The organism is Algoriphagus marinus, from assembly GCF_001936475.1.
GTDB lineage: Bacteria > Bacteroidota > Bacteroidia > Cytophagales > Cyclobacteriaceae > Algoriphagus > Algoriphagus marinus.
In genome coordinates this window covers 202,513-226,460 of sequence record NZ_MSPQ01000009.1, presented here as the reverse complement: position 1 = coordinate 226,460, position 23,948 = coordinate 202,513, and the positions used below count along the sequence as shown (strand labels likewise).

The 23,948-nt window shown below is 41.4% G+C and carries 21 protein-coding genes; 10 read left to right on the top strand and 11 right to left on the bottom strand.

The window, feature by feature from the left end; translation table 11 throughout:
- The first annotated feature begins 24 nt into the window (after nt 1-24).
- From BVC88_RS15630 to BVC88_RS15605, 6 genes are all read left to right on the top strand, one after another.
- Nucleotides 25-651, top strand: a complete 627-nt coding sequence (locus BVC88_RS15630) for a hypothetical protein (RefSeq protein WP_075351644.1) — start codon at nt 25-27, stop codon at nt 649-651.
- Nucleotides 648-1,169 (top strand): GNAT family N-acetyltransferase, encoded by a 522-nt coding sequence (locus tag BVC88_RS15625; RefSeq protein ID WP_075351643.1) that lies wholly within the window; start codon nt 648-650, stop codon nt 1,167-1,169. Before BVC88_RS15630 ends, BVC88_RS15625 begins: the two co-directional genes overlap by 4 nt.
- A gap of 331 nt (nt 1,170-1,500) precedes the next feature.
- Nucleotides 1,501-4,716 (top strand): SusC/RagA family TonB-linked outer membrane protein, encoded by a 3,216-nt coding sequence (locus BVC88_RS15620; RefSeq protein WP_075351674.1) that lies wholly within the window; start codon nt 1,501-1,503, stop codon nt 4,714-4,716.
- Between the two features lie 34 nt (nt 4,717-4,750).
- Nucleotides 4,751-6,301 carry a SusD/RagB family nutrient-binding outer membrane lipoprotein gene (locus tag BVC88_RS15615; RefSeq protein ID WP_075351642.1) on the top strand — a complete coding sequence of 517 codons (1,551 nt, stop codon included), beginning with the start codon at nt 4,751-4,753 and terminating at the stop codon, nt 6,299-6,301.
- Nucleotides 6,302-6,369: 68 nt separating this feature from the next.
- Complete coding sequence (locus BVC88_RS15610) at nt 6,370-7,458, top strand: phosphoglyceromutase (protein WP_075351641.1); 1,089 nt, start codon at nt 6,370-6,372, stop codon at nt 7,456-7,458.
- A complete protein-coding gene (locus tag BVC88_RS15605; RefSeq protein ID WP_075351640.1) occupies nt 7,455-9,146 on the top strand; it encodes a metallophosphoesterase family protein in 1,692 nt (563 codons plus the stop codon). The genes BVC88_RS15610 and BVC88_RS15605 overlap by 4 nt, the downstream gene beginning before the upstream one ends.
- 137 nt (nt 9,147-9,283) lie before the next feature.
- On the opposite strand, the gene BVC88_RS15600 is transcribed toward BVC88_RS15605, so the two are convergent.
- Nucleotides 9,284-9,853 carry a phosphonate degradation HD-domain oxygenase gene (locus BVC88_RS15600; RefSeq protein WP_075351639.1) on the bottom strand — a complete coding sequence of 190 codons (570 nt, stop codon included), beginning with the start codon at nt 9,851-9,853 and terminating at the stop codon, nt 9,284-9,286.
- Nucleotides 9,854-10,178: 325 nt separating this feature from the next.
- On the opposite strand from BVC88_RS15600, the gene BVC88_RS15595 reads away from it, so the two are divergent.
- The 4 genes from BVC88_RS15595 to BVC88_RS15580 all read left to right on the top strand — a co-directional run bounded on the left by BVC88_RS15595 (nt 10,179) and on the right by BVC88_RS15580 (nt 14,107).
- On the top strand, nt 10,179-10,895 hold the full coding sequence (locus BVC88_RS15595; RefSeq protein WP_075351638.1) for an HAD hydrolase-like protein: 717 nt from the start codon (nt 10,179-10,181) through the stop codon (nt 10,893-10,895).
- A complete protein-coding gene (locus BVC88_RS15590) occupies nt 10,892-12,208 on the top strand; it encodes a DUF5690 family protein (protein WP_075351637.1) in 1,317 nt (438 codons plus the stop codon). The genes BVC88_RS15595 and BVC88_RS15590 overlap by 4 nt, the downstream gene beginning before the upstream one ends.
- Nucleotides 12,209-13,348, top strand: a complete 1,140-nt coding sequence (locus BVC88_RS15585; protein ID WP_075351636.1) for a TIGR03364 family FAD-dependent oxidoreductase — start codon at nt 12,209-12,211, stop codon at nt 13,346-13,348. It abuts the gene before it with no gap.
- Between the two features lie 183 nt (nt 13,349-13,531).
- Nucleotides 13,532-14,107, top strand: a complete 576-nt coding sequence (locus BVC88_RS15580; RefSeq protein ID WP_075351635.1) for a helix-turn-helix domain-containing protein — start codon at nt 13,532-13,534, stop codon at nt 14,105-14,107.
- A gap of 133 nt (nt 14,108-14,240) precedes the next feature.
- Here the strand turns inward: BVC88_RS15580 and BVC88_RS15575 are convergent, their stop codons facing one another.
- The 10 genes from BVC88_RS15575 to BVC88_RS15530 form a co-directional block, all read right to left on the bottom strand.
- A complete protein-coding gene (locus BVC88_RS15575; RefSeq protein ID WP_075351634.1) occupies nt 14,241-15,422 on the bottom strand; it encodes an MFS transporter in 1,182 nt (393 codons plus the stop codon).
- A gap of 152 nt (nt 15,423-15,574) precedes the next feature.
- Nucleotides 15,575-16,672: an acyltransferase family protein gene (locus tag BVC88_RS15570; RefSeq protein ID WP_083639125.1), complete on the bottom strand. Its 1,098-nt coding sequence runs from the start codon at nt 16,670-16,672 to the stop codon at nt 15,575-15,577.
- 149 nt (nt 16,673-16,821) lie between these two features.
- Nucleotides 16,822-17,661, bottom strand: a complete 840-nt coding sequence (locus tag BVC88_RS15565; protein WP_075351633.1) for an MBL fold metallo-hydrolase — start codon at nt 17,659-17,661, stop codon at nt 16,822-16,824.
- Nucleotide 17,662: 1 nt separating this feature from the next.
- On the bottom strand, nt 17,663-18,421 hold the full coding sequence (deoC, locus tag BVC88_RS15560) for a deoxyribose-phosphate aldolase (RefSeq protein ID WP_075351632.1): 759 nt from the start codon (nt 18,419-18,421) through the stop codon (nt 17,663-17,665).
- A gap of 171 nt (nt 18,422-18,592) precedes the next feature.
- On the bottom strand, nt 18,593-19,618 hold the full coding sequence (locus BVC88_RS15555; protein WP_075351631.1) for a cobalamin-independent methionine synthase II family protein: 1,026 nt from the start codon (nt 19,616-19,618) through the stop codon (nt 18,593-18,595).
- Between the two features lie 88 nt (nt 19,619-19,706).
- On the bottom strand, nt 19,707-19,988 hold the full coding sequence (locus BVC88_RS15550) for an immunity protein Imm33 domain-containing protein (protein WP_075351630.1): 282 nt from the start codon (nt 19,986-19,988) through the stop codon (nt 19,707-19,709).
- Nucleotides 19,989-20,179: 191 nt separating this feature from the next.
- Nucleotides 20,180-21,370 carry a Gfo/Idh/MocA family protein gene (locus tag BVC88_RS15545; protein WP_075351629.1) on the bottom strand — a complete coding sequence of 397 codons (1,191 nt, stop codon included), beginning with the start codon at nt 21,368-21,370 and terminating at the stop codon, nt 20,180-20,182.
- A gap of 72 nt (nt 21,371-21,442) precedes the next feature.
- Nucleotides 21,443-22,255 (bottom strand): sugar isomerase domain-containing protein, encoded by an 813-nt coding sequence (locus BVC88_RS15540; protein WP_075351628.1) that lies wholly within the window; start codon nt 22,253-22,255, stop codon nt 21,443-21,445.
- A 23-nt stretch (nt 22,256-22,278) separates the two neighbouring features.
- Nucleotides 22,279-23,166 (bottom strand): ROK family protein, encoded by an 888-nt coding sequence (locus BVC88_RS15535; protein ID WP_075351627.1) that lies wholly within the window; start codon nt 23,164-23,166, stop codon nt 22,279-22,281.
- Nucleotides 23,163-23,948: an SDR family NAD(P)-dependent oxidoreductase gene (locus tag BVC88_RS15530; protein ID WP_075351626.1), complete on the bottom strand. Its 786-nt coding sequence runs from the start codon at nt 23,946-23,948 to the stop codon at nt 23,163-23,165. The genes BVC88_RS15535 and BVC88_RS15530 overlap by 4 nt, the downstream gene beginning before the upstream one ends.

The following is a 23,948-nucleotide window of genomic DNA, read 5'->3' as shown; positions in this document are numbered from 1 at the left end:
ACCCGGTTTGTTACTTTTGAAACCATGAAGCATTTTCTGATTCTGGTCTTAAGTATCTCAGTATTTCTTTCTAGTCAAGTTTCTTTCGCCCAAAATGTTTATCGAAATGAAATGGGCGGAATTATTACCAAGGACCAATACGAGGATAAAATATTGAATGGACCCTATTTCGGTGTTCCAGGAAATGATCCCAATGAACAAGTTTTGATTTATAGAATGCCTTTTGGGAAAGTGGACAATCCTGAACTGTTTTATAAAGCGCTGGAACTGGAGGAAGTCCTGAAAGAAGGTAAACCAATTGTGGTGATTTTTTACCCAGGAAAAGATGAGTGCAATTCAACAGGGTTGGTGGCTACAAATAAAAAACTCCGTAGGAAAAATCATGAATGGTTGGTTAAAAATATTGAATCTAAGGATGGTTATGGGCCAGTTTACCTTTACAAAAACCCTTCAGGATTAAATAAGTACCAAGGAATCATGACTCATATTCCTGATCCCGGTAGGCTATTTGAACAAACCTTTTTCAAATTCCCATATCCATGTGGAAGTTTTGTGGTGTTGGATCCCTCAGGAAATTACCATTCGATTTTGGGAGAGTATCCAAATTCTCAGATTATCGAAGCTTTGAAAAAGTTAGAAAAAGCCAAATGAGTAAGTCTTATCGTATCCTGAAATCTGAGCTTCCGGATTTGCCAGAATTGCTGAACATGGCTCAAAAAGCATTTATAGAGGCTTTCACCGCCAATAATAAACCAGAGAACGTGAAGGCTTATTTAGATGAAGCTTTTACGCTAGATCAGTTTCGGAAGGAATATCAAACTCAAGGTTCAACCTTTTATAAGTTGGTTACTGGAACTCGTATCATTGGCTACACTAAAGTGAATCTGACTCCTGCACAGACCGATGTGCACGATCCGGAAAGTTTGGAAATCGCCCGCCTTTATCTGTTAGATGAATTTATCGGCTTAGGTCTGGGGAAAATGCTTCTGGATCAAGCGATTGATTTTGCGAAGCAAAAACAGAAGAAATACATCTGGCTGGGAGTATGGGAGCATAATCCCCGAGCAATTAGCTTTTACGAGCGCAACGGATTTGAAAAATTCGGTTCACATCCCTTTCCTTTTGGCGATGAGCTTCAGACGGATTGGTTAATGAGGAAGGAGATTTAATCATTTGCTTTTACTTTAGGCTGATTCCCAGAAGATTTTGATGAGTCTCTTGCCAATCAGATTTTCCTAATTGATATATCAATTTTAATTGTTTAGTATTTATATACATTATTTTTTAATGTTTCGGTAAAGTTCACGAAACATACCATGTGTTTTGGATCTTAAAAATGACCCAAATAATTGTAATTGACTGTTTTTTAATTTGTTTTAGGAACAATGCTGAAATATTTGTTCATTTTTTGATAATTCTGATTTAACCGGAGTGGTTTTGCAGATGTATAGCTTTGGTAAAAATTTAACCAAAATCATTATCAAAAACATCTACAAAAAAATGGCTGCTAACAAAAGCATTTGGCGATGGATGGCTACTGCCAGTCTATTGCTAATCATGAATTTTTCGTTTGCTCAGGAATCCAAAATAACTGGAAAAGTCACTGATGCAAACAATGAAGCTTTACCAGGCGCGACGGTCTTGGTAAAAGGTACCAATCGGGGAACTGTCACTGACGTAGACGGGACGTATATGATTGATGCTACTCGAAGTGAAATTTTAGTTTTCTCTTTTGTGGGTTTTGAGAGTATTGAGCGAACGGTAGGAAACGCTTCTCAAATCAATGTTTCATTATCCGAAGGTCTCGCACTGAGTGAAGTAGTGGTGACCGCATTGGGAGTGGAGCGAGAGACAAAAGCGCTAGGCTATTCCGTTCAGGCAGTAGACGGGAGTAGGTTTACAGAAGCCAGAGAAAGCAACGTGATCAACTCATTGAGTGGTCGAGTGGCAGGAGTTCAGATTACCAACGGTTCCAGTGGAATCGGAGGGTCTACCCGGGTGACTATCCGGGGAGAGTCCTCTTTGAATATCAATGCAAATCAGCCGCTATTTGTAGTGGATGGAGTTCCAATTTCAAATAATGTCGTAGGATCATCAGGGTCAGGAAACCAAGAGGTCGATTATGGAAATTCAGCAGGTGAGATCAATCCTGATGACGTGGCTTCTATGACCGTATTGAAAGGACCAGCTGCTGCAGCTTTGTACGGTTCACGTGCGGCAAACGGAGCTATCCTAATTACTACCAAATCAGGTAAAAATAGACAAGGCTTAGGAGTGGTGATTAACTCCAATACCACATTTGACAATACCTTGGTGATGCCACAATGGCAAAATGTTTATGGTCAAGGAAATAATGGGCAGTTTGAATTCGTCAACGGAGCAGGCGCAGGTATAGCAGATGGAGTAGATGAAAGCTGGGGACCACGTTTAGACGCAGGTTTGCTGATTCCTCAATTTGACTCGCCAAGATCAACACCGGGATTCAGAGGTGGTGATTTAAATGCACCTGATGGAAGCACAATTCAAGCTACACCTTGGGTGGCTCAGCCAAATAATATTGATGACTTTTTTCAAACTGGCGTCACACTTAATAATAATGTGGCTATATCAGGAGGGAATGAAAAGTCAAACATTCGACTTTCCTGGACCAATTTGGATCAGAAAGGAATCGTTCCGAATACAGATTTGAAACGAAACACTATTTCGCTACATGGAGGGACTAAAGTGACTGATAAATTGACCGTTAATTCCTCTGTGAATTATCAGCGAACCAACAGTGGCAATCGACCGAATATTTCCTATGGAACAGAAAACCTGATGTATCTCTGGATTTGGTACGGAAGACAAATCAATACCCCAAATCTTAGAGATTATTGGATGCCGGGCTTGGAAGGAGTGCAGCAGTTTAACTATAACTACAATTACCACGACAACCCATATTTCAATGTCTACGAAAATACGAATGGGCAGGAAAAAGATCGGATTTTCGGAAATATCTCGTTGAACTACAAATTCACTCCAAAGTTAAACTTGATGTTACGGACTGGTTTGGATTCCTATAATGAACTACGAGACCGTAAGCGAGCATTTAGCACGCAGCGATTTCCAAAGGGGAATTACCGAGAGGATAATATATTTTTCAGTGAGCAAAACTCAGACTTCTTATTAACTTATTCTGAGACTACCAAGCCAGTATGGTCTTATAGCATCGCTTTAGGTGGAAACTCGATGAGGCAGGAAAACCGATTTCTTCAAACTGTTGCTCCTCAACTATTGATTCCAGGGATTTACAACTTCACCAATACTGCAGTAAATCTTCAAGTCAATCAATTTACTTCTGAGAAACGAATCAATTCCTTCTACGGATTTGGTCAGATAGGCTACAAAAATATCTTGTTTCTTGATATAACTGGTCGAAATGACTGGTCAAGTACACTGCCTGCAGACAACAATAGCTATTTCTATCCTTCTGCTACCCTTAGTTCAGTGATTTCGGATATGATTACTCTCCCATCTGCTATTTCATTTATGAAAGTTCGTGCAGCCTATGCAGAGGTAGGGAATGATACGGACCCATACAGCCTTTCGAATGTCTATAACTCTCAAGTAGCCTGGGGAACAATCCAGGCAAAATCTGAATCCAATCGATTGTCAAATGCAGAACTAAAGCCAGAGCGAACTGCTGCTTTCGAAGTAGGGGCTGATATTCGTTTTAATGAAGGAAGGTTTGGATTGGATTTCACTTATTTCGACAACCGTACCAGAAACCAAATCATCCCGATTGAATTGGATATCGCTACAGGCTATGCTTCCCGAATCATCAATGCTGGTGAGATTCAAAATCAAGGAATTGAAATTGTATTGAATGCCAAGCCGATCCAGAATAAGAATGGATTTAACTGGGATTTCATAGCCAACTTTACGAGAAATCGTGGCAAAGTGATTGAATTGACAGAAGGTCTTGATGCTTATACACTTACTGATCGAAATGGTGCTATAATCCAGGCTAGAATAGGGGAGCGAATGGGGAATATCTATGGTGTAGGCTTCGAGCGAGTAGAGGATCCAAATTCTGAGTTTTTTGGACAAATCGTCCATAACTCAACAGGTACTCCTTTGAGAGATCCTGAATTGAAACTTCAAGGAAATTACAACCCAGATTGGATGTTGGGGTTACAAAATAACTTCAGCTACAAAGGTGTCTCTCTTGGATTTTTATTTGATTTCCGATATGGCGGAATCGTCGTTTCTCGAACCAAGACCATTGGAAGTACTTCCGGACAATTGGAAGAAACACTCTATGGACGGGAAAACGGCTATGATTTGAATGTAGAAGGTAACGGCATTATAAGCCCGGGTGTAGTAAAAAACTCTGACGGTTCTTATAGCCCAAATACCGTGAAAATTACCTCACGAAACTGGCACAACAGATATTATGAGCGAAATAATGTTGAAGCAGCTAAGTATGATGCGACCTACTTAAAATTGAGAGAAGTGACCATTAGCTATACTATTCCAAGAACAGTCTTTGGAGATCTTCCGATTCAGGATGTTCGTGTATCTCTTGTAGGTAGGAATCTGGCTCTTTGGACAGAGAACCCTCATTTTGACCCGGAAACTTTATCAATGGCTGGTGGAACACTTCAGCCTGGAATCGAAAACATGGCATTTCCTTCAACCAGAAGCATCGGATTTAATGTAAATGTCAAATTTTGATCGGTTTAAAAATTACAACTAAACAAAAGACAAAATGAAATTTAATATAAAATATATAGCAGGATTAAGCTTAGCGACAGTTTTTGTGCTTAGCTCCTGTGACAAAGATTTCGAAGAAATCAATATGAATCCCAATAGCCCTGAAGTGGTTTCTTCAGATTTGCTCTTGCCAAATGTGATGCGAAGCACAACAAACGAGATCGCCGGAAACGCTTGGGGAATTGGTAATGTGGTCATGCAGTACTCTGCAAAAATCCAGTTTACAAACGAGGACCGATATAACTGGGGACCCTTTGGGAATCCCTATGATAGCTTCTACAATTCCCTTCGGGATTTGAACAATGTGATCGAAATTTCCACAGAAGCGCAACAAAGTAATTATGTGGGAATTGCTAAAGTAATGCGTGCTCATTTGTATTCTTTTATGTCAGATGCCTATGGAGATTTGCCTTATTCGGAAGCAACTCAAGCTAAACAAGGTATAAACTATCCGGCTTTTGAAACCCAGGAGGCGATTTATGCTGGTATATTGAAAGATTTGACTGAGGCAAATGCGCTTTTAGGGTCCACGGCTGAGCGAGTACAAGGTGATATCTTCTTTGATGGTGATATTATGAGATGGAAAAAATTTGCAAACTCGCTTAGGCTTAGAGTCCTTATGAGAATTTCTGATCGTCAAGATCCCTCAGCTGCGATGCAGGCAATCCTTTCAAATCCTGCTCAAAGTCCTATTTTTACTGGAAATGATGATCAGGCAGTACTACAATATTTGGGTGATGTACCTAATCAGCATCCGCTATACACGACAAGATCCGGTTCATTTGATGAGTATCGATTGAGTGAAAACATGGAAGATAAACTCAAAATGCTTGGAGATCCTCGTCTTTACGCTTTTGCTCAACCAACGAATGCTTCGGGTGCTGGGATAATTGGAGAATTGGATGATTATCAGGGTGTGCCAAACGGCCTTGCAGATGAAGAAGCCTTGCAGTATTCTCCTACTGGGGACCCTGCCCTAGGAGGATCTAATCACATTTCTAGAATCGGATTGCTTTGGTCTTGCTCTGCTTGTACTTCTTTAGCTAATCCAACAGGATACCAGGCAATTTTGATGAGCTATGCTGAATTGCAGTTTATTTTGGCAGAAGCTCACGAGCGTGGATTTATTACTGTTGGTTCTGCGGAAGAGTATTACAAAAATGGTATAATAGCCTCTTTGAGTTATTATAAAGAGCGCTACCAGGCAGTTAATCTTCCTCAAATAGCTGAAAAACTCATTGTGACTGAGGAGTACTTTGCACAGCCAGAAGTAGCCTACACAGGAACTCAAGATCAAAAGCTCGCGAAAATTGGAACACAAAAGTGGCTTTCTCTTTTCTTCACAGGTTTGGAAGGATGGTACGATTGGAGAAGAACAGGCTATCCGGAGATTGTCCCCGGTCCGGCGGCTTTCATTAATACTGTTCCTGTACGATATATGTACCCGTCTAGCCTGCAGGCTCTTAATGGTGAAAATTATAAGGAAGCCATACAGCGGCAAGGCCCGGATGCGATTACGACACGGGTTTGGTGGGATGTCAAATAATATAATTTAAGTAACTTAATCCGCTTTCTTATCGGGAAGCGGATTTTTTCAACCCAATTTTAATGACTATGAAAACTAAATTCACCTTTCTCATTTCTATGGCTCTATTTGTTTATGGGTCTATGCAAGCGCAAGAATACAAAACAGAAAATATCGTTCTGATTACATTCGATGGGCTACGTTGGCAGGAGCTTTTCAAAGGGGCAGATTCGCTTATGATCAATGATACTGGAATGATTGAGACCCCAAATTCGCTTTTGGCGGATTATTGGTCAACAGATCCAATCAAACGAAGAGAGATGCTCTTTCCATTTTTTTGGAATACTATCGCAAATGAAGGACAGATTTATGGTAATCGGGCCTATGGTAACTTAGTGGATAATCAAAACAAAATGTGGTTTTCCTATCCTGGATACAATGAAGTCTTGAGTGGATTTGCCGATGATGAACGAATTACTAGCAATGACAAAATCAATAATTTGAATGTGACTTTTCTAGAATATCTCAATCAAATGCCGGATTACAAAGGCAAAGTAATGGCTTTCGGTTCTTGGGATGTGTTTCCTTATATCATTAATGCTGAGCGAAGTGGGATCCCTGTTAATGCGGGTTTTGGAAAGGCAACTGGTGAGAATCTTACTGAAAAAGAGCAACTTCTTAATAGAATGCAAGATGAGATTCGCGGTCCCTGGGGCGGAGTGAGATTAGATCCATTTACACATCATTATGCTATGGAAGCGCTCAAAACGAAAAAGCCTAAGGTACTTTATATCTCTTACGGTGAGACGGATGATTGGGCACATGGGAATAAATACGATCAATACATTTGGTCAGCAAAGCAAACAGATACTTACATCAAAGAAATATGGGATTATATACAATCTGATCCTATGTATAAGGATAAAACCACTATGATTATTGCCGTAGATCATGGACGAGGTGTGACCAAAACTTCCTGGAGAAGTCATGGTTCATCTGTACCTGAAGCTGGTCAAATTTGGATAATGGCCATTGGTCCTGATACTCCGGCAAGTGGTGAGATGAAAATTAAGGGCCAATGGCAATCTGCGATGATCCCACGAACCATATTCCAACTTCTGGGAAAAGAATATCCAGATAAAAAAGCTGCTCCGGCAATTAAAGAGATGATGAAATGAAGGGAGTGATATTTCTGGTTTGGGGGATTTTGATCCTTTCAAGCTGTGAGAATAAATCAATAGAAAATGCTTCTCCAACTTATGGAGAGGCATTTTTTTCTAATGAGCGCTTTACCAAAGTACTCTCCGGGGATCAGTTTCCGAAAGATGGTTTACAGTTACTCAACCAAGATTGGGAGCTTTTGTCAATCGACTCCCTTCCAGGGATTGATCGGGATTTGCCGGAGTTTGAAGACGGAGAGAAGATCACTTTGCCACATCGGGTTTCCCTTCCGAATCATTCCTTTTGGTACCGGTCTTTTCTGGATCTTCAGGAAGGTTATTTGATCATCGACTCGGATGATGGTGCCCAACTCTGGATTGATGGAAAAAGAATCCGAAGAGAAGAGGAGTTGGAGTTTTTTAAAGTGGAGGAAAAAACGAATGCTGAACTGATCATCCGTGGCGTTAACAATGCCATGGCAGGTGGACTCCGTAAAGTTTATTGGATCGGAAAACCAGATGTTGATAGGTGGAGGGCTACACATCGTGCTTTGAAGGATTCCCTTATTTTAAAAAGTAAGATCCAGTCTTTGCAAAACCTGGAATTGCTGGATGAAATCAACTTCTTAAGTATTCAAGAGCAGCAGGAGAAATTAAGAGACTATCCGATTTTGATGTCTGAACCGGTGTTGATAAGCAGTGCAGATGGGGATTATTTTGTTCGTTGGGTTTCTGAGAAAGCAGGAGAAGCCAATCTGATTTTTGAAGATGGAAGCGTAGCGAAAATCAATTCGGAGAATGAGGTTTTTACCTTTTCATTGGAGGATTATTCAAATCACTCTTTCCGGATTTCTCAGGAAAAATCTGTTTTCGGACCATTCGAGTTCTCTATCCCCAAGTCAAAAGAATCGGTCAGACTAGCGATCTGGGCAGACTCTCAGGGAGGTTGGAAAACTTTCCAAACGGTCTCTGATAGGATCTCCACGCATCAGCCTGACCTGAGTATCGGAGCCGGTGACCTCGTCAATAATGGTTCTGAAACTTATGCTTTTCCCCGCTTTCTCCAAAAACTAAGCACCATGAATTCACCTCAACTGTTGGTGCCGGGAAATCATGATTACGATGGGTTTTATGAGGATTTGCAACCTAAACTGCTCCGGAAATATATTCAAAGAAGCTTTGATAGAAGCTATGGAATGCAGCAAATTGGGGCTGCGGCTATCATCAATCTGGATCCGAATTTATATTTTCCAGTGGCTATTCCGGAAGATTCAGATCAATTCAACTGGTTTAAAGAAGCGATGGAATCCGAGGCTTGGAACGCATCTCGCTGGAAAATCATCGTGGTACATCAGCCCCCATATTCTCAGGGATGGCCGGGGTATCAGGGTGAAAAATCTGTTTTGGGTTTATTGGAGCCGTATTTTCATCAGGGAAAAATCGATCTGGTTATTGCAGGGCATACCCATGACTACGAGCGATTGACCAGGGACTTTTCCGGGAATAAGATCACCTTCCTAATTGTAGGTGGAGCTGGGGGAGGTTTGGAGCCGATAGGCCAGGAATCTGATTCTCCTGAAATGGATCTCCTGATTAAAGCACATCACTTTGGGATTTTAGAACTTGATTCGATGAGGTTCAGCTGGAGGGTGTACGGCCTGGATGGACAAAAACTCGATAGTCTGCTTGTGGATAAGGCACGATAGATATCAAGATGCTGATCAATTATTTAACTCGGATTATGGGTTAGAATTCGTGATGAAGGCTTAAACCGGAATAAAACGAACCGAACCGACTGATTTTGAGCTGTAATAGAAAGTCTAATGCATATTTCGGGTTTAATTCAGCTACCCAAAATTTTACTAGCCATCTCTTTATAGATATTCAAATCAGGAACAGGAACATGTTCTTCTTTTGCTGCTTCATCCCAGCTCCGCATCTTTAAGGAGACTTCGAATAGTGGATCTTTTTCAAAAGCCTTTGCCTCCTCAGCATTCATTGAGCCACCTTGGTATCCCAGAGTTTTTAGACTTGCCTCGGAAAGTTTTGCTAAATAATCTGGGCGTATAAAGGTTAGGTATCGCTTAGCTTGAACATGATTCTCAACCAATTTGGCTACTCTTTCTGGAAAACCCTTTTTTCGTAAAAAGTCAGCACCGATTTGTTCGTGGCTTTTCACGCCATAGCCTCCCATTGATTCCATTTCTGTATTTTGAGCTAAAAGATGCCCAATATCATGGAAAAATGCAGCCAAAATTACCTCCGTATCATAGCCTTCTTTTTCTGCTAGTTGGGCCGATTGAGTCATGTGTTCGATCTGAGAGACTGGTTCTCCAATATAATCTGCAGAACCAAAACGCTCATAAAGTGCAAATACCTGATTTATCCTTTTGGTTTTTTCTGAATTTTTCATTTTACAAATGTTTATATATACTAAATAAGTGAAGTTGTTTTTGAAATTGGATTGATTGGTGTGAAGTTTTTATGAATTTCACAAAACATGCTTCATTCATCTGATTAAAGGATTTTAGTCTATTCTGCTCAAGCACAGTTAGTTGTTAATTGATTTAATTCATGATTTTTTAACAATTGAATAACCGGAAATTTTAAAGGATTTTTTGCGTTGTGTTTACTTTTACTAAACAGTAATAGAGTTGGTTTTGCCTTTAGAATGGGGATTAAGCGATGCTAATTCCCATTCTTTTCGGTAAGATCTCATTTCAACTAATTGAATCAGCATGCCTCAAATTAAACTGGCGGTTTTTGATATGGCAGGAACCACCATCCATGATGAAAACAGCGTCGCAAAAGCTTTCCAAGCAGCACTTAATAAACATGGCTATCCGCTAGTCTCTCTACATGAAGCCAACGAAAAAATGGGTTATTCCAAACCTCAAGCCATCAAGGAACTTTTAGAAATCCATGAAAAAGATTTGTCAAAAATCACTGCTGAATTGATCGCACAGATTCACGAGGATTTTGTGATGGGCATGATGGACTATTACCGGACAGATCCATCTATCCGCGCAATTGCTGATGCGGAAGAAGTATTTGATCAATTGCATAAGTGGGGTATAAAAGTGGCTTTGGACACTGGTTTTAGTCGGGATATTACTGATATTATTTTGAATCGGGTAGGATGGACAGATGGGCGGTATGTGGATGCCACCGCAGCAAGTGATGAGGTGCCCGAAGGCCGACCTTCACCACACATGATCCATAAAATCATGAGTGAACTTGGAATTCATGACCCGAAAGAAGTGATCAAAATTGGAGACACCGAAGTCGATGTCAATGAAGGGCATAACACTGGATGTCTGATGAGTATTGCTGTCACATCTGGGATATTTTCCGAAGAAGAACTTATTCCTCACAATCCAACTCACTTGGTGAAGAATCTAACTGAGATCTTGGATCTAGTGCAGGAATATGAACAATCTTTTCAACAGGGATGAAACAAATTCCTGCATTGACCCGGAAATTGGCTCAGACTAGCTCATTTAAAATGAGTCTTTTTGCGGCGATTACTGGGTTTTTGGTGTACAGCAGTATGTATGCTTTTCGCAAGCCTTTCGCCGTTGCGATTTTTGCAGGAGAGGAGTTTTTGGGATTTGATTACAAAGTTTGGTTAATTCTTGCTCAGACTTTGGGCTATATGGCCAGTAAATTTTTTGGGATCAAAATGATCTCAGAGCTTTCTTCTAAGGGGAGAGCCTGGCTGATCGTGGGGCTCATTTCCATTTCTTGGCTAGCCTTACTTGGATTTGCGTTATTGCCGGCGTCCTTGGGATTGATTTGTTTCTTGATCAACGGTTTTCCTTTGGGCTTAATTTGGGGAATCGTCTTTCACTACATGGAAGGCCGCAAGTTTACTGAGATGATGGGCAGCATGCTTGCCGCAAGTTTTGTTTTCTCTTCTGGTTTTGTCAAAAGTGTCGGCCAACTCCTATTGGTCAACTTTAATATATCCGAATACTGGATGCCTTTTGCCACCGGTGCAATTTTCTTTCCACTCCTTATTCTGAGTGTCTTTCTGCTCAATCATATCCCGGAACCAACTGTAGAGGATAAAATTCTTCGCTCACCTCGAAGCGCCATGTCCGGAAAATCCCGAATGGATCTTTTCAGAGAGTTTAGACCTGGATTGATTGCCCTAATCCTAGTCTATATGATGCTCACCGGCCTCCGTGATCTTCGGGACAATTTCGTGGTGGAGATCTGGAGAGGATTAAATATTACAGTAGCACCAGAACTTCTAACCCAAACTGAGATACCGATCACTTTGGCACTTTTGGTGATGATGTCTTTATTGGTTTTGGTGAAAAGCAATAAACAAGCTTTTTATCTTAATCACTGGATTATCATAGCTGGATTTGCTGTTTCGATTCTAGCGACTTTAGGGCTACAAGCTGGGATTATAGCTCCATTTCTTTGGATGGTATTAGCCGGTACAGGGGTTTATATGGCCTATATTCCATTCAACTGCCTACTTTTTGACCGACTCATTGCTACTTTCAAATATGCTGGGAATGTTGGTTTCCTAATGTATTTAGTGGATAGCTTTGGATATTTAGGCTCTTCCTTGGTTTTAGTTGTTAAGCAATTCGGTCAATTCGAAAATCTTAGCTGGCTCAATTTCTATATCAATTCCCTTTTGCTTTTCCTCAGTATTTCACTCGTTTTAATCTTGAGTTCTTATCTCTATTTCCAGAGAAAAAGCAAACAGAATTCTCAAGCGATCACATTTCACCAACCCAAACTCACGTAAATGAACACAAAACCTACTGCAATTGTAATTGGGGCCGGAATCCTTGGATTAGCTTTGACACGTGCTTTGATCGAGAAAGGCTGGTCTGTCCGTGTTTTCGAAAGACATCCTCAAGCTCAAGGGGCATCTGTTCGAAATTTTGGGATGATCTGGCCGGTGGGACAAGCCCAAGGAAAAACCTATGATCGAGCGATTCGCTCACGAGAGATTTGGTTGGAAATGAGTCGAAAAGCCGAGTTTTTCGCTGAACAAACCGGTTCGCTTCACCTTGCTTATACTGATCTGGAAATGCAGGTGGTAAATGAGTACGTGGCTGAAATGCAGGGAATAAAATCCGCATTTTCCCTTTCCCCTGAGGAAACCCTGAAGAAAAGTCCCGCTGCTGTTGCCAAAGGCCTGAAAGGCGCTCTTTGGACAGCAGAAGAAATGATTGTGGATCCCAGAGAGGCGGTTTTAAAACTTTCAATTTACCTTTCAAAATCAGATGACGTGGACTTTCACTGGAATACGGCGATTTCAGGAATTCAGGGCAACACAGTTTTTTCAGGACAAAAAAGCTGGTCAGCGGATCAGGTTTTTATTTGCTCTGGAGCCGACTTTGAAACCCTGTATCCGGAGGTTTTTTCAGAAGCCGAAATCACCAAGTGCAAACTCCAAATGATGCGGCTGACCCAGCAGCCTCAAAATTGGCGGATCGGTCCCCCGTTATGTGCAGGATTGAGTTTTATTCATTATAAGGGATTTGAGGTCGCTTCCTCCCTTGCTGAGTTGAAGTCGTATTATCATAATAAGTACCCTGAACTGATCGAATGGGGGATCCATGTTATGGTTTCTCAAAACGGACTTGGAGAATTAACCATTGGCGATAGCCATGAATATGGATTGAATCTGTCACCATTTGACCGTCAGCATGTCAATGACTTAATTCTGGATTTTTTGAAGACTTTTGCCCAATTCAAAGACTGGCGAGTGGATTCAGCTTGGCATGGAATCTATCCTAAAATGACCAATGGGGCAACTGAGTTTGTCAGGAAAATTGATAAGCAGGTGACCATCGTCAATGGGATCGGAGGAGCAGGGATGACGCTTTCTTTCGGATTGGCAGAAGAAGTGGTGGAGAAAATGGATTTGGGGAGCTAGGCTTTTCTGATCTGTAATTCCTCTAAATGGACTTTGCGAAATTGGAATCAACCCAATATTCAATGCGTGTCATGAGATCTATTTCGATCATTCCTCCATTTTATTTCCTGCTTATTCGTTCTCGAATCAAAATTTTTTCCATCTTTTTTGTAGTTTCCATTACTAACTAATTTTTCCAAATCCATGGAGCATGAAGTGATCGTTCAGATCAGCAACAAGATCAAAAGCATCCGAAAGGAAAAGAATCTAACCCTTCAGGATATTGCCGACAGAGCAGGTGTTACCAAAGGCTTGATATCACAGATCGAGAATAGCCGGACCATTCCTTCATTACTCGTTTTGATACAAATCATAAAAGCGTTGGAAGTGGATTTGGATTTGTTTTTCAATGATTTGAGTGCCCATTCAACTGCCGCCTCTATTTTGGTTCAGCGAAAATCAGACTACGAACGCTTTGAAAAAGAACCCTCAAGTGGTTATGAGTATTTCCGGATTTTCACTAAAAAGGTAAAGCAGAGTATGATTGATATTGTACTCCTCGAAATTCAGCCCGGCAGTTCCAGAGATTTTGTCCAAACTGAAGCATTTGAATACAAATACATCATTTCGGGTTCAGTCAGATATCAGTTTGTTGATCAGGAAATCATGCTAAATGCCGGGGATTCTATGCTTTTTGACGGTAGAATAGCCCATAATCCGATTAATGAAGGAACCGAAGTCGTACAAATGCTAGTTGTTTATTTCTTTGAAGAGAAGTGATGTCTAAATAATTAAATGGTTAAAGCCATTTTGAATAGTTTATTATAGCTCACTGTATTACCGATGGCCTATGTTGTTTATGAGGGAGTTCAAAAACCCAGTTTATTGGTTTAATTTAGAGAAGACTTGAAATTTAGGGTTTTAGTGAAGTCGATTCCTTTGCTGTTTTTAGATTTAATGAATTAGTAAGGAAAGCCATCAGCAATAGGAATATTCCCAAAAAATAAACCAAAGCTGAATACCCCGTCAGGATTGTTATTTTCCCAAAAAAGAAGGGCATCAGTGTAATTCCAACATATGCACTTGCCATTTGCATCCCCATAATTTTTTGTGAGTGTTTTTCTCCAAAATTCACCGGGGTTTCATGCAAAAGACTTGGAAAGATCGGAGCACAACCCAACCCAACCATCAGAAATCCCGGTAAAAGCACAGCATCATAGGGTATAAACAATAAACCCAATCCTATTGCAATCCCGCCTTGTCCCAAATAGATCAATTGACGGTTGGAGAAATACTTGGTTAAGAAACCGGAAAATAATCTTCCCGCTGTAATTCCCACGTAGTAAAGAGAGGCCAGTCTTGCGGCTTGATCCACCGCATAACCTTTTTCGAAAACCAGAAAACTAGCTCCCCATAATCCGAAAGTTGCCTCAATCGTGCAGTAACAAAAGAAGATTAAAAGAGCCTTTTTAAGACCGGGAATTGTTTTTAATAAGGTAAGCAGGCGGTCAGAAACCCCATCCTTTCCTATATCATTGCTTAGTTGTCTCTTACTCCAAAGCGGGAGCGAAAGAATCAAAATAACCACCAGACCGATTTGAATCCAAGCGATCGTATGATAGCCGTTGGACCAAGACATTCCTTTGGCTAAATAACTAGCCATGATTATCGGCCCAATAGCCGCCCCGACTCCCCAAAAACTATGAAGCCAATTCATATACCTAGCTTGATAATGAAGCGCCACGTAATTGTTTAGTGCAGCATCTACACTACCTGCGCCTAATCCTAGAGGGATGCTCAATAGGCAAAGGAATAAGAAGTGCTGGGAATAGGAGAACCCCAATAGCGCAATTGCGGTAAGGATTACACTGATTGTTGTCACCTTCGCTTCTCCAAACTTCTTGATTAAACTACCGCTATACAGGCTGGAAATAACGGTCCCTGCTGCTACTATCATTGAAATTATCCCTGCGTAATCTACAGGGACATTCAGATTTTTAAACATTGCCGGCCAAGCAGAACCCAAGAGTGCATCTGGAAGCCCAAGGCTGATAAACGCCAAATAGATGATGAGAAGAAGTAAGCGCTTTTTCAAGGGTGAGATTAAAAGTATTTAATCAAGAAAATAAATAACCTGGAGTTATCCAATGGCTTTTCATCTCTTTTATCCTCTTGGAAGTTTAAGCTTTTCAAAGAGCGGATCTGTGTGGATTTCCGGAAGAGATTTTTCGGGTTTGATTTTAGACTTTAATAAATGTTTTGTTTTTGTACATATACCAAAGCAATAAATAGAGTAGGGCGAAACCTCCTGTAGCGGTGATCATTCCATAATAAGTTCCAACATATTGCTCCAATCCATAAAATAGGAAGTCTGCAATTCTGGAAAAAATTAAAGACGTGAGAAAGTACGTATGCTGCGATTGCATTCATACCGATTACTTTGAAAGGGAATGTCCATTTTGTTTTTCCTTTTACATCAATAATCCAGTAGAACAAAGCCAGTAAAATATAACAAACACCTGATGATGCCAGTACGAACGAACTGGTCCATATTTTCTTCACAATAGGATGCCAGATTCCCCAAATCAATCCCAAGCCTAAAGCAACAATTCCGACAATAAATAAATAAAGAGCGACTTTTTCTCGGGGTAGTTTTGATTTAATCAATTCTCCTGCAAAGACTCCAGATAAGGTTGTCGCTGTAAATCCTAATCCGGTGAGGAACCAGGTGTACTGAAGTCCATCATCAAATTTTCCAAAAACCAAATGATCGAAGTACAAAGCATAATTACGATCAGGTAGTATTACACTCTTTCCAACACCAGGTACATTGGGTATGGTTAAAATCAAAGCATAGGCAATTAGGCAAGCGGCGAAAATAAAATAGAGCCATTTTCTCTCCAGATTGATATAGGCAATACATGAAAAAAAGTATCCCACGGCAATTGCCTGTAAGGTATTACTGAAAATATGGAACTGTGAAGAATCTAAGGCCAATAGGTTACCTTGAACAATCCAACCAAGGATAAATAGGATGATGAAACGCTTGATAAGTTTTTTGTAAATGGATGTTTTAGAGGTGTTTTCCTGTATTCTTTTGGATAAAGAAAATGGGATTACCGCTCCAACAACAAATAAGAATAAAGGCATGATAATGTCATAGAAAGTAGAACCAAACCACTCAGGATGATCAAACTGTCTTGCCAAGGATTCAGTAAAAGAGGTTCCTACACCTTCGTTCAACCCTATGAAAAATCTATCTGCAAAAATGATAAGTAACATGTCAAAACCTCTCAAGACATCAATTGAAAGGATGCGATTGGGTTTCACTAAGCTTTCATTCATAAAAATTTGAGTTAGCTGGATCTGTTTTTTTTCGATAGATGTGCTTCTATTGATTATATCTCTTTATTAGACTTATATTCTATTTAGTTAACACTACAAATCAGAATATTTAAAAGCTCTGAATAAGTTTATTGGAAATCAATTTAAAATTAGACCTCGATTTTCCCGCCAATTTCCAATACTTGGTATGGAATCCCTTCCTTTTCAGCCGCTTCTATAAAGCGCTCAGGATCTTCGGTATTAAACTCAAACATGTTGTAATGATGAGGGATGACAATTCCTGTTCCCACTGCTTTTCCAAATGTAGCGGCTTCATCAGCACTCATATTTCCCGCGACTTTCCGTTCTGGCTTATTTCCGTTGATGGGTAAAAGAAGTACATCAGGATGGAAGTGGGCAACTTTTTTCTCTAAACCTTCATACCATAGCGTATCTCCTGAATGGTAAATGGAATATGGGCCAATTTGAATGATATAGCCTAAGAACTTGTGATGGCCGTTATCATTTTTCTCCAATTCATTATGTGCAGAAGGAATCGCATTAAATGCCACGGCCTGATTGAGAAAGTAACTCTGTCGGTCGGTCAGCCCAATTAGGAAATTCGGATCACATCCTACTCGCTCAGCTACAAAAGCTCGATTTGCTTCGGGAATCACAAAACGGATTTTAGGGTTTGCCTTTAAAATTGGCTTAAGTGTCTCCGCATCCAAGTGATCCGTATGGTTATGTGAGGAAGTGACCAAATCAATGAAATCCAGCTTTTCCGGTGAAATCACCAACTCACTCATTCTCACATGAGGCTTGTCCGTACCCTGATACTTTTTGCTGAGACTATCGGATAAATAGGGGTCTAAAAGCAAATGAATTCCATGCCATTGAATCAGAAAACCACTTTGACCGAGCCACCATATCCGAAGTCCTTCCACTTCCTCAGCGTATGCTTTGATTTCAGCCAAAAGCTCCTCGTCATTTTTGATTGGTTTGATCATCTCAATAACCGGATTTGTCTTCTGCCGCCTCTTTTTTATCACCTGAAATTCCTAATCTGGATTTGGCTTCTTCCATTATAGCTACTGTAGCTGAGGCTCCGAGACGCGTGCAGCCCAAATCTCTTGCTTCCAGTAATCCATCTAAGGTTCTGATTCCTCCAGCGGCTTTGATCTGAACTTTCGGGTCGCAGTATTTTCGCATCAGTTTCAGATCATGTGTGGTAGCTCCAGCATAGCTGTAATGTCCATCGGGTTGCTTTACAAATCCATAGCCCGTGCTTGTCTTCACAAATGCAACTCCGATTTTACTGCATATTTTACAAAGCTTGATCTTGAATTTATCCTCGGATAAAAAGTCGTTTTCGAAGATCACTTTCAAGATTGCCCCATGCTTTTCGCATTCTTTATTGATGGCTTTGATCTCTTTTCGAACATAGCTCCAGTCTCCGCCTAGAACTTTGCCACAGTTGGCCACCATGTCGATCTCAGTCGCGCCATCTTTGCAAGCTTGACGGGTTTCCAAGACTTTCAATTTGATGGTGCTATTCCCATGCGGAAAACCGATTACTGAGCAAACTTTGACTTTGGAGCCTTTCAAAAGCTTGGCAGTCTCCTTTACAAAATAAGGCTTGATACAAACCGCGGCTACCTCGTATTCTAAAGCCAGCTTACATCCATCCTCCATTTCCTGATCGGTCATCGTGGGATGAAGCAAAGAATGGTCGATCATTTTTGCGACTTCTTTTAAAGTAAAATTCATGGGAAGAATTTAAAATTTGAAAATTAATAATTTAAAATTAAGGGCTTAAAGCCGATTTGATAGTCTCATTCTAGCCATTTACTTTGGGGTTTAAAATTCTGGAAGTCAAGTATCTGAATTTTTTTCATCCAACATCCAACATCCGACATCCGACATCCGACCTCCAACTTCCTACCTCCTCATCTCTTTCGCTCCTTGGCACATTGCTGCGAGTTTTCGCTTGGCTGCCCAGCGGGCAGTTTGACTGAGTCCACAATCGGGTGCTACTGCCAGCTTTTCTGCTGGGACATATTGAAGGACTTGTTTGATTCTGTTTTTGACGTCCTCAACTGTTTCGATGTAATAATTTTTCACATCAATGATTCCTACAGCGACGTCCATTTTTTCTGCGAATTGGGCCAAAAGTGGTAATTCATCAAATTCCCGATTGGCCATTTCGATATGGATTTCATCGACGTTGAAGTCTAGGAAATCTGGTAACATCGGATACAATTTACGGAAACCAACAGGTCTTCCTTTGAAATTCCCAAAACATAAATGCGTTGAAAGTCTACTTTTTCCTACCGCTGGTGCAACCGTTCGATTGAAAATATCCACAAATCGCTTCGTATCTTCTTTGTAGGCATAGCATGACATTGATGGCTCGTCCACGGTGATTTCCTGACAACCTGCATCCACCAATCGCTGAATCTCCTCTCGAACTAAAGGCAAAAGTGCTTCGGTGATTTCATATCGATCCTTGTAGATTTTGCCATCAGGAATCATTCTACCACTCAAGGTATAAGGTCCGGGAATTGAAGCTTTCAAAGTCGGGCCTTTTGGGGCAAGGCGAACCAAGCGTTTATATTCTTCTACTGCACCCAATCCTTCCGGAGCAGTCAATGGCTCAATGATGGAATGCTTCCCTCGCTGATCATGGGCAGGAGGTCCAAACTTTCGGGTCTCGTCATGATTGGGTTGGAGACCTTTCAGAAAGCCATAGAAAGAAAGGTTGAAATCGATTCGAGTTTGCTCTCCGTCAGTGATTACATCAAGTCCTGCATCGACTTGATCTTTGATAGCAATACTGACTGCATCATCGATCATTTCGGCGATGTCTGCTTTTCCAAATTTGTCTAGGTTATTCGAGCCGAACTCGAGCCATCCCGGAAAAGGGTAGGAGCCGATTACGGTGGTTCTGATTGGGGTTGGTTGCATGGGTTAGGGAATAGGGGTTAGGAGATTGGGGATCAATAGATTTGAGTTAATATTTTAAAGCCATTTCATCAAAAAAAGAAGTGTTTTTTCATCCCGCTCTTCGGATTTTCCAATTACAATCTTTGCTGGCTCTAGTCGCTGTATAACCGGCTTCCATTTCAAGAAGCTGAATAAGAGAAGGGTCAATATTTAATATCTCCTGAAATCCCACTATTCTAGCTACATCTTCAAAATTCTCAAATTCATCATCACTAAAGAATTGCCAAGCTCCATCCTCAATTTCATGTGTTACAAAAGTGATTGGCTTGTTTTCCAAGAGGACAAACGTTGTAGTGAAAACAGCTGTATCAATTGAATTTATCAATTCCATTTTTTAAAGCTTTTGCCCCAATAAAAGAACTCCGATTCTCTTTTTATTAATGATCCCAAATGTTTCGTGGCCATATACATCTCCCTTGAGTCCATATTTTTACCTTATGATTAGCATTTTATTATTTGCGTAAAAGTCAAAATATCGAAGCTTCCCGCATCCAACCTCCAACACCCGACACCAAACACCCATCACCCCACTATCTCCTTCACTTTTCCACTTTCTTTGTTTTTAACAATCGTGACTTTATCGCCATTCGGGAGTTTTTCGGTTTTGATTAGCCAATGATCCGCATCGTATTCTTGGAAGACGGAAGGTTTGGTGATGCCGGTTTTTCCACGCCAAACTTTCAAATCCACAGGTTCCCAAAGCTTGGTTTTCGCAGATTTGTATGCCGCATCAATTATTGAGTTCACTACATAGCCATCGTAGAAAGTTTCTTGGGGTGCAGTGCCTTTTTCAATTGCATCAAACATATCGATAAACATATTTGGATAGCCCAACTCGTGAGCCTCGTCACCAACTGGGAATTGCCAACCAGAATCAGATTCCGCTTTTTCTGCGATATAGCCCTTTCCTTCCCCTGAAGTGAACATCTCAAATCCGGTTCTCAGCCAAGTATTTACCCAAATCGTCCCCTCAGTTCCCATCACCTCATCTCGAAGGTCCATTCCACCACGGAAGGTCCAGCTCACCTCGAATTGACCGATTGCCCCATTTTCATATTTCACCAAACCGATTGCATGGTCCTCTGCATCAATAGGCTTCACTTGGGTGTCTGCCCAGCACATGACTTCCAACGGGCGAATATCTTTCCCGATAAAATTCCTCGAAATCTCAATGCAATGGCAGCCTAGATCCACAATCGCTCCGCCTCCAGCTGCTTCCAGATCCCAAAACCAATCGGCATGAGGGCCCGGATGGGTTTCTCGCGATTTCGCCCAAAGTACCCGGCCAATTGCTCCATCCTGAACAGATTTGAGTGATTTCTGGAATTTTGGTGTATAGCAAAGATCTTCCAAATAGCCCGAGAAGACTCCTGCTTTTTCGCAGGCATCCATCATCCGAAATGCTTCTTCGGCATTTCTTCCAAGTGGCTTGGTGCAGAGTACTGGCTTTTTATATTTTACACAAAGCATTACTGCTTCTTCATGCAGGTAATTTGGTAAAGCAATGATCACAATCGCTGAGTCTGGATGCGCAACTGCTTTTTCCATATCGGTAAATGAGACCGGAACATTATAATCTTTCGCAAAGCGAGCTACAGTTTCTTCTGATCTGGAATAGACGACTTTGACTTGGTCTCTCGACCGTCTTCCTGTTAATGACTCGGCATAAAATCGACCAATAAATCCTCCTCCGAGAATACAGATGTTTGCCATAGGTTTTGATCTTTTGGGTTTGAAAGTATAATATATTACCTGTGCGCTTATTTTGGAAATGAAATCTGCACCTTATTTCACAGGGTTTTGCTCTGAGACATAAGATGGGATTCCATTTTGTTGATACATTTTGGCGATTCGATGCCCATGTTCATCATAGGCCGCTTGGAAGATTTCGGTAGCTTTTTTAGCTCCGATCACCGCTCCTGCAGTCAATACTTTTGGAGGATGCCCCGCTTTGGTAAGCAAGTTTGCTACTTCTGCCTTGACGGCATTGACCAACATACAAGATCCGATTGTAGAACCGGGAGCGACGGGAGTTTCTAAGCCTTCAATTTGGACCATTGCATCTCCCACCGGCGCGCCTGAATCCAATACTAAATCACAGAAATCCTGCAATTTTTTCCCATCGGATCTTTTTGAGGTGGAGGCTTCAGAATGCTTTTTGGAAATCAAGCCAACGGTTTTGATCCCTTTCGATTGGAAGATTTCAGCCATTTCAATCGGTACTACATTGCATCCAGATGAAGAAATCACCAATGCGGAATCTATTTCTGAAAGGTCAAAATTTCGAAGAATTTGAGAAGCAAAACCCGGAACGTTCTCCAAAAACATAGCTTGACGCTGCCCATTCGCCCCTACAACAAGATTGTGAAAAGTCAACGAAAGCTCCACAATCGGATTGAAACCTGGGAATGATCCATAGCGAGGCCACATCTCTTCCACCATGATGCGACTATGACCCGAACCAAAAACATGGACCATTCGACCAGCTAAAATGGATTTTGAAAACCAATCTGCAGCAGTTTGGATGGCTGATTCTTGAGTACGAACTCCATCCAAGAGTTCTTGGCAGCGGTCGAGGTAGGTTTGGGTATAGGACATGGTTTTCTTGTTTTCCGGTAGATTTAAGTTTTTTTGAGGGCAAAAGCTGCTGCGCCAATAGCGCCCGAGAAGTCTTCAAATTGGGCTTTGATGATTTTGGTTTGCTTTCCATTTGGCCGGAATTCATAGCGGTCCACAAAGTCCTGAAGTGGGACAAAGAGCGAATCACCGGCATGGGTTAAGCCACCTGACAGCACAACCGCTTCCGGTGAAAATATATTGGCAAGCGAGCAGATCGCCAAGGAAAGCGTGCGCATCATATCCAGCCACATCCATTTGGCGAATGTCTCGCCTCTTTGATAAGCTTCCAACAATTCATAAGTACTTTGATATGTCCCTTGACTGCGTTTGGCAATGGAATAGTTTCCAATAGCATATTCCAGGCTTCCTGGGATTCCAAGAATGCTTAGGTCATCCATTCCGGATTGAATAGCCGAATGACCGATATGACCAGCCATTTGGGCAAGGCCTTGATAAAGTTTGCCGTCTAACAATAATCCTCCGCCTACTCCAGTACCAAGAGTAAGCAAAATAGCGTTTTTCATTCCTCTCATCACCCCGAATGAAGCTTCTGCCACCAAGGCAGCGTGAGCGTCATTCAAAACGTAAGTTTCTTTTCCTAGAAAAGTAGACCAATCCAATTGCTCTAAACCAGGAAGTCGATTCGGTAGAAAGTTGATGCAGGAGTTCGTTTCATTAGCCAGTCCAGGTGCAGAAAGTCCTACTTGGATTTGAGAATCGGGGTCAAAGTTTTGAATTTCTTGGTAAAGTGCTTTTACATTCTGTTGCCAAACTCCATCTTCCTCTCCAACTGTGGCTTTTCGAGTTTGATGCAGGATTTTTCCTTGCTCATCGATTAGGACACCTTTGATATTTGTTCCTCCCAGGTCTATACCAATTGCTTTCCTCATCCGTATTGTCCCTCGGTCAAGTGCCAGCCACCATCGATGTGGAGGATTTGGCCTGTGGTGAATTTGGAATCATCCGAAAGAAAAAAGACTGCAGCCTGATCGAGATCAGAAGGTTGACCAACTCGCCCACCATCCAAAGGCATTTTGGAAGCAGAAAAATTCATGATTTCAGAATTGGTCATGGCGCGCTGGGACATAGGACTTTCGACCAAAGCCGGTGCAAGGACATTGATTCGAATATTTTGAGAAGCGTAATATGCAGCCGAACTTACAGTCAAACCTTCCACAGCAGCTTTTGCAGCAGCATAAGCATGGGTGACGAAGTATTTTGGTGAAGGTGAAAAGGCTAAAATAGAGCCTAGATTCAGAATCGATCCACCGTGCTTGAGATTTTGAAAAGCCTGAACTGCGGCTTGATTGGATAGCATCAAAGATGTGAGATTTAGGGAAAGTGTCTTATTCCAACCTTCGAGCGTCATCTCATGAAGCGGACCATCTCCGAATTTTCTACCACTTCCTCCGGCGACATGATAAAGTCCATGAAAATTCCCATAGATATCGATGCAAATTTCTATTGCCGATTTTGCGACACCCTCCTCTTGCGCATCCTCAAAGTTCACATGAGCCATACCATCCAGCGCAACATAAGCATCCTTACAACTTTGCTCATCTAGTCCAACAAGTACCAGATTCGCGCCTTCTCGCGCAAGCGCTTTCGCAGCAGAAAGGCCTATTCCGGAAGTTCCTCCGATAATTACAAAAGATTTGTCAACAAGTCGCAT